The sequence below is a fragment of the Desulfurellaceae bacterium genome, assembly GCA_021296095.1.
In the GTDB taxonomy this organism is placed as follows: domain Bacteria; phylum Desulfobacterota; class Binatia; order Bin18; family Bin18; genus JAAXHF01.
Genome location: JAGWBB010000116.1, coordinates 1200 through 8307, shown reverse-complemented (window position 1 = coordinate 8307; position 7108 = coordinate 1200). Strand labels below are relative to the sequence as shown.

The following is a 7108-nucleotide window of genomic DNA, read 5'->3' as shown; positions in this document are numbered from 1 at the left end:
CGCCTGTGGCCTACCTCTCACTCATCGGTGTCATCAGCCTGTGGGCCGGAAATTTCCCGGCCGGAAAATTCGCCCTGGGCCTGATCGGCACCTTCACCCTGATGGCCATCCGGACCATCTTCGGCGCTCTGGTCCTCAACCTCCTGGGCCGTCAGTCAAACCCCGGCTGGTGGGGTGAGATTCGCCGCGACCCAAAGAGCAGCCTGATCATGGCCTTTACCGGAGTTCTGGCCTCGGGCGGGCTGTTCTATGTCGGGCTGAAGATGACGACCTCGTCCAACGCCGGCATCCTGGCGGCCGCCACGCCGATCTGGGTGACCCTGCTGTCGTGGCTGTTTTTGCGCGAGAAACTCCGCCTGCTCAACGTCGCCGGCGTCGTCCTGTCGTGTGTCGGTCTGGTCGCCATCATGTGTCAGGGCTCGCTGGCAAACCTGCTCCAGCGCTCGTTCAACTGGGGTGATGTGCTGATCCTGATCGGCCAGATCAACTGGGCGGTGTACACGGTCTACAGCCGGGTCGCCCTGCGTGAGCGTTCGCCCACCGCCGCAACGGCCAGCTCCTATCTGGTCGGCGCGGTGGCCCTGCTGCCGGTCTTTTTCTTTGAGCAGCCCTTGCAGCCGGCCTTCGAGCTGAGTCCGACGGTGATTATGGCTGTGTCCTATTTGTGCGTACTCTCGCCACTGACCAATCTGCTGTACTATCAAGCCCTGACGCGCGTCAGCCCGCACCGGGCGGCCGTGTTCATGAATCTCATTCCGATTATCGTGCTGGTGTTTTCGGCCGTTTTTCTGGGCGAGCGGATTACCGCCGTCCATCTGTATGGCACACTCCTGGTGATTGTCGGGGTTGTGCTGACGACCCGACGCTGAGCTGTCATCCTCCGTCCCATTTTCCCGATTGATTTCTTCCGCCTGCTGGGATATCTGGCTGGTAGCCGTAGAACGACTGAACGAGCGTCTTGTCTGAGGAAGCCATGCAGGAACCGTCCCGCGCTGTTGATCTGAGCCACAAGACGCGGTCGGGAAAGACCACCCGGACGCGTCTTATCAAGGCCACCGCTATCTGTCTGCTGTTCGTCTTCGCCACCTCTGCCCTCCAGGGCAACTGGGTCAGTGCCCTGGTCTGGATAGGGGGCGGGCTGGGTATCTGGATCGTATGGCAGAGCCATACCCGTCGGCGCGAGCGGCGCGAGCGGCTGCACGAACTCGACACCATGACCGACGCCGAGTTTTCCCGCTATGCGGCCGACCTGTTGCGGGCTCAGGGCTATGAAGTCGCGCCGTTGGCACGCCCCAGCCCACCCGGGACCGATTTTCTGCTGGTCCGGGGCACCGAACGGCGGCTGGGCCGGGTGTCCCGCCACACCCGGCCGCTGACGGACAGCGTGGTCACCGAGGTCCTGTCCGCCGGCCATGCCCAGGGCTGTGACGGAGCGCTGATGCTGGCCAACCAGCCTTTCAGTCTGCGCGCCCGCACCCTGGCCCGACACGAGGACTGCATCCTGATCGACCGCGAGGATCTGATCACGCTGGTTGCCCAGTACCGGCAGGGCCATCGGGTGTTGGCCTTTCAGCGTCCCCAGCGCAGCCAGCGCCGCACACGCCTTTGAGCCTGTCGCATGGCTATTCTGAAAGTCTGTCGTCTCGGGCATCCGGTGTTGCGCAAAACCGCTCGGCCGGTTCCCCCCGAGGCCATCCCACGCCCCGAGTTTCAAGGCCTGATCGACGACATGATCGAGACCATGCACGAGTATACCGGGGTCGGTCTGGCCGCCCCCCAGGTCCATGTGTCGCAGCAGCTGGCTGTCCTGCAGGTGGACAAGCACCCCCGCTATCCCGACGTGCCGCCGGTTCCGCTGACGGTGTTGATCAACCCCCGGCTGCGCGTCGTGTCCGAGCGGCGGGCCGAGCTGTGGGAGGGCTGTCTGAGCATTCCCGACCTGCGGGGGATGGTCCCGCGCTACGCCGAACTGCGCGTCCAGGCCCTGGACCGCCACGGCCACCGGCTCGATTTTGTGGCCACAGATTTTCATGCCCGCGTCATCCAGCACGAGTATGACCATCTGCAGGGCACGGTGTATGTTGATCGCATGGACTCGCTGCACACCCTGTGTCACCTGGACGAATGGCAACGCTACTGGCTGCCAGCACCCACGTGATGCTCACCTTTGTCACCGCCAACGCCGCCAAAGCCGCCGAGGTCGAGCGTCTGCTCGGCCGTAGCGTGGCCCATCAGACGCTCGAATTGGACGAAATCCAGGCCGTTGAGATTGAGCCGGTCGTGCGCCATAAGGCCGCCCAGGCCTACGCCGCCCTCCAGCGCCCGGTCCTGGTCGAGGATACTGGCCTGGCCTTTGCCGCCTGGAACGGTCTGCCCGGCGCGCTGATCCGCTGGTTTTTGCACAGCCTGGGCAACGAGGGGCTGTGTCGTCTGCTCGATACCGAACGCGCGGCTACCGCAACAACCCTGTTCGGCTACCACGACGGGGTCGGCTGTCGGGTGTTTGCCGGCAGCGTTCCGGGCAGCATCGCCGTGTCTCCGCGCGGCAGCCACGGCTTTGGCTGGGACGCGATCTTTCAACCTGCGGGCAGCGCCCGTACCTTTGCCGAGATGAGTGCCGGGGACAAGGACCGCTTTTCGATGCGACGGCTGGCGCTGGAGCAGCTGCGCGGCTCAGGCTTGGTGCTGGACTGAGGGCTGTTGTGTGCCCTGCCTCGGCCGGGAGCGGACGGGCACCCACAGGGGGATGCCCCTACATTACCCCGCGCTGTGCTTGACCTGGCCGGTGGGGGCGCATATGTCTTGAGCCGCATGGCCCACGACTCAACACGCCCCCGTCTCCTGTCCGATATTCTGCCCCGGGTCAGTCGCTCCTTTTATCTGAGCCTGCGCATCCTGCCGTCCGGTGTCCGTCCCTCGCTGGGCCTGGCGTATCTGTTCTGTCGGGCTGCGGATACGATCGCCGATACCACGCTGCTGCCCCCGGACCAGCGTCTGGTCCAGCTCGAGCGCTATCGTCTGGCTTTTGATGCGGCCGATCTCAGTTTCCTGCCCGAGCTGCAAGACCAGCTTGGTGAGCGCCAGTCCAACCCTGCCGAACATGAGTTGCTGCGGCGACTGGATGCCTGCTTTGATCTCCTGGCCGGACTCGGACCGGACGACCAGGAGCGGATTCGTGAGTTGGTCCTGACCCTCACCCAGGGCATGCGGATGGACCTGACAGCCTTTGCGGCCCAAGAAGATGAGGGGCTGGCCGCGCTGCGCTCCCGGCGCGACCTCGATCAGTACACCTACTATGTTGCCGGCTGTGTCGGGGAGTTCTGGACCAAGACTGCGGTCGCCCATTGTCCGGCCCTGGGCGACTGGGACATGACGGCCATGGTCGAGCACGGCGTCCGGTTCGGCAAGGGCTTACAGCTGACCAATATCCTGCGCGACCTGGCCCATGACCTGCGTCTGGGACGGTGTTATCTACCGCGCGAAGACCTGGACAGGCTGGGGCTCACACCCGAGGAGCTGCTTGAGCCCGCCAACCTCGGCCGGGTGCGGCCCCTGCTCAACGAGTTGCTCGACCTCAGCCTGTCCCACTACCAGGCCGGCTGGCGCTACACCCTGGCCATTCCGCGCCGGGAATGGCGGCTGCGCCTGGCGTGTGCCTGGCCCCTGCTGATCGGCGGCGCGACCCTGGCCCGTATCCGTGCCTCGCGCCGGCTGCTCGACCCTGCGGTCCGGCTCAAGATTGCACGCCACCAGGTGTACGCGATCATGCTGGGCTCGTTCCTCAGCGTGTGGTCCAACCGCGCCCTGCAATACCAGTACGCCCGGCTCCGGGACAGACACGGCTGAGGTTGACGATGGCACGTTCTCCCGAACCGGACCCGGACCGCCTGCCCAGCCTGCCCGATTATCTGCGCCACGACCTCGATATCGTGCTGGTCGGCCTGAATCCGAGCCGCTATTCGGCCCAGCTCGGGCGCTATTTCGCCCGCCGCCAGAATCGGTTCTGGACCGCCCTGGCGGCCTCCGGTCTGGTGCCCGAGCCGGTCGGCCCTGGAGATGAGGCGCGCCTGTTGGGGTGGGGGATCGGGCTGACCGATGTGGTCAAACGGCCGACCCGCGGCATCCATGAGCTGGGGGCTGAGGAGTTCCGGCGTGGCGCGCAACAGCTACGCAACAAGATTGCTCGCTATGGCCCGCGCGTCGTGTGCTTCAACGGCCTGACCGGCTACCGGGTATGCTGTCAGGCAAAACAGGTTCGCGTCGGCCGTCAGACCGAACGTTTTGGCGGGGCGCGGGTGTTTGCGCTGCCCTCGACCAGCCCGCGCAACGCCCACTATTCCCTGTCCGATATTACTGCCGCCATGCAGGATTTGGGACGGTTGCGAGACGAGCTGAAAAACGTGCCCGGTGTCGCCCCGTCGCGCAGGCTCTGATACGCTGAGCCGCTGAACCCGCAACGCGCTGTCTTGGGAGGAAGTGTGTCATACTATCGAGCCGCATTCTTTTCGCTAGCGGTCGCCAGCCTGGTGGCGACGAGCTGTACCCCGACCATGCCGCCCCGGACGCGGACGGTGTCCGCCCCAAAGCTGAGCTGTGAGCAGGCCAACCGCCTGGCCTATCGGTCGGTCCAAATCCTGGGTCATCCGGTCGAGTCGGTCCAGGTCGCCACCCCCGGTTCGGTGGGCTACATCGTGGCCGGCACGAACGCCGAGGTGCGCCAGGGCGAGGGCGGCCGGGTCACCATCACCTGCGGTGCCCAGGGGGCGACCGTCGTGCCTGAGCGGGCCGGCGTCGCGGTTCCGTCGCTGATCGGTGCGGCCGAACGTCCCGGCGGCTTCCACAATAATTTTGCCCGGACCTTCAGCATCCTGGCCGCCAACCAGGAGGCGTATGCCAAACAGGGGCCCAAGGGCGGGCTGAACATGACCCTGACGCCCTTCGACGGCTTTGAGTCGCAGATCGAGCTGGGGTCTGATCTGCCGGCCAGCGGTGTCCTGCCGGTGAAAGTTGAAATCCACAACAACACCCCACGACCCTACGGGATCGAACTGGACAAGGTCTATCTGCGCGCTGCCGGCGGCGGCCGGGTCACCCCGATGACAGCCCCGGCCGCTGGCCAGAGCAAAGCCTTGCAGGTCGATACCCTGCAACCGGGTCAGCGGGTGAGCGGCTTTCTGTTCTACCCGATGGGCAGCTACAGCTCGGCCAGCACGATTCTGATCGACAAAGAGAACAACGAGCGCGAGGGCTTCTCGATTCAGTTCGGGAAGGACTGAGGCGTCTGTCCTCAACGCCTGCCCTCGGTCAGCTTGTTCACGTCGTAGCGCTCCTCGACCTCTTCCTGGCTTACCCGAGGATAGTCGATCTCATAGGCCGAGAAGACGGTCGCCTGCTCTTTTTTGAGGTCGAGGATGGTAAAGCCGATATTGCGCGGCAGATGCCGGCCCCGGTCGGCCTCGGGCTGGCTGGGGTCCTCAGACCAGCCGTGCAACAGGTCGATGACCTTCCACAGCCCGCCCTGCCGGTCAAAGATCAGCACCAGGGCCGTCTCATACGTCTGGGCGTCCCAGAAGTAGATTTTGCTGCCGTAGGCCCGGTTGCCGCCGACCGGGGTCTGTTCGACCACCGCGCACGGCCGGAGTTCCCAGCGGTCATTCGGCAGCCAGCCGTTGGGCCCGAAAAAGCGGGCGTAGGGGTGGCGCGAATTCATCACATGCAGCAGCACCTTCCAGCCCAGAAAGGTCCAGCGGTGGTCGAGCACCCGACCAGAGAAGCCGGTGAAGTCGTCCAGCGTCATCTCCGTCCCGCCCACCGAGTCGTCCCGTTCGATAACCGACAGTCGGCGCACCTTGCGGAGCTGGGGCAGAAATCCCCAGGCGTCGTCCTGCACGCGCGGGTCGTTATAGCGATAGACTAGAAAGCGCGAGCCGCGGACATCGTAGGGCTCAAGAAATTCCACATAGTCTTTGTATTCAAACCGTCCGGCGTCGCTGACCGGAAGCAGATAGCCGGCCTCCGCTTGCTGGGCCAAGTGGGTGTGGTAGACCCGCTGGTAGAGGGCCACGATGTGGCGTATCGCGGTGCCGCCGCCCTGAATCAGGTCGGGCGGAAAACCGGACAGGGGCGACGCGCGGCCACCTTTTTCGATCAGCGCGCCCAGGTAGCGCCGGACGTGCATGCCGTAGTGCTGCCAGCGAAAGTTGAAGTTCCAGGCCGCCCGCAGGCCGGCGGTCGGATCGTTGGGATTGATCAGCGCCCGGGCAAACGGTCGCCCGGCGATATAGTTCTCAATCGCCCCGTCTTCGGCCAGGACGGTCTGGCCCGAATAGCGTTCGGTGGCGGCCAGATAGTTCGGGTGGGGCGCGTAATTCCCGGATGGCGACACGTGGAACTCGACCCCCTCAAAATCAAACTCGTCGATATAGCGGGGCGGCAGGAACGGTCGCAGCTTGTCGATGTCGGCCCGCGACAGCACCTGCCCCTCTGCAAACTGCGGCGTGGTCTCCAGGTTTGCGGCGATCCAGCCCTGTATCTGGGCGCGGCTGGGCAGCGGCGGCGGCTGGGCCGGGCTTGAGGACGGATGGTGGAGCAGGGCGAGGGCGAATATCCCCGCAAGAAAGGACCGATACACAGCGACCTCCTCAGCCTGTCAGGACAAGACGTTTCTCCTGCGGCAGGTTCAGTCCGCCTCCGGGGCGACGGACGGGGTGGACGGAGCCGTCTTGGGCCGCAGCGCGTCCCAGGCCGACGCTCCGGCGCCGCACAGTCCGATCCCGGCCGCGCACAAAAAGGTGACCGAAAAACTCGTGGCTTCCAAGACCAGTCCCAGCCCGATTGAACTCAGACCCACACCCACATCAAAGGCGCCCATCAGCGTCGCCAAGGCCGGCCCGCGGTCGTGGTCGGTCGAGCGATCAACCACCTGGGCCATCAGCGACGGCTGCACGCCGCCAAAGCCAAAACCCTGCAAAATGGCCGCACTCAGCATGCCGAACTGGCTGGTCGAGAAGGCCAGAATCGTCATCGCCACGGCCAGCAACAGCATCCCGGGGATGATCACCGCCGGTCGGCCAAAGCGGTCCGACAGCCGGCCGGCAAAGGGCCGCGA

Annotated in this window: 9 protein-coding genes; 7 read left to right on the top strand and 2 right to left on the bottom strand. The window is 65.2% G+C overall.

Features of this window, described 5'->3' with window-relative positions; all coding sequences use genetic code 11:
- From J4F42_20220 to J4F42_20190, 7 genes are all read left to right on the top strand, one after another.
- Positions 1–869 (top strand): DMT family transporter (locus J4F42_20220; GenBank protein ID MCE2487846.1); only part of this gene is annotated, 869 nt, incomplete at its 5' end.
- Positions 870–973: 104 nt separating this feature from the next.
- Positions 974–1609, top strand: coding sequence for a restriction endonuclease (locus J4F42_20215; GenBank protein ID MCE2487845.1), 636 nt, complete (start codon positions 974–976; stop codon positions 1607–1609).
- Positions 1610–1618: 9 nt separating this feature from the next.
- Complete coding sequence (locus tag J4F42_20210; GenBank protein ID MCE2487844.1) at positions 1619–2158, top strand: peptide deformylase; 540 nt, start codon at positions 1619–1621, stop codon at positions 2156–2158.
- A complete protein-coding gene (locus J4F42_20205; protein MCE2487843.1) occupies positions 2125–2694 on the top strand; it encodes a non-canonical purine NTP pyrophosphatase in 570 nt (189 codons plus the stop codon). The genes J4F42_20210 and J4F42_20205 overlap by 34 nt, the downstream gene beginning before the upstream one ends.
- A 117-nt stretch (positions 2695–2811) precedes the next feature.
- A complete protein-coding gene (locus J4F42_20200; protein MCE2487842.1) occupies positions 2812–3846 on the top strand; it encodes a squalene/phytoene synthase family protein in 1035 nt (344 codons plus the stop codon).
- Between the two features lie 8 nt (positions 3847–3854).
- Positions 3855–4433 carry a mismatch-specific DNA-glycosylase gene (locus J4F42_20195; GenBank protein ID MCE2487841.1) on the top strand — a complete coding sequence of 193 codons (579 nt, stop codon included), beginning with the start codon at positions 3855–3857 and terminating at the stop codon, positions 4431–4433.
- Between the two features lie 45 nt (positions 4434–4478).
- On the top strand, positions 4479–5276 hold the full coding sequence (locus J4F42_20190; GenBank protein MCE2487840.1) for a hypothetical protein: 798 nt from the start codon (positions 4479–4481) through the stop codon (positions 5274–5276).
- 11 nt (positions 5277–5287) lie between these two features.
- Here J4F42_20190 and J4F42_20185 read toward each other — a convergent pair whose 3' ends face one another.
- Together J4F42_20185 and J4F42_20180 are read right to left on the bottom strand one after the other, a co-directional pair.
- Complete coding sequence (locus J4F42_20185; GenBank protein MCE2487839.1) at positions 5288–6631, bottom strand: DUF1329 domain-containing protein; 1344 nt, start codon at positions 6629–6631, stop codon at positions 5288–5290.
- A gap of 48 nt (positions 6632–6679) precedes the next feature.
- The coding region (locus J4F42_20180) for an MFS transporter (GenBank protein MCE2487838.1) at positions 6680–7108 on the bottom strand (429 nt) is incomplete at its 5' end.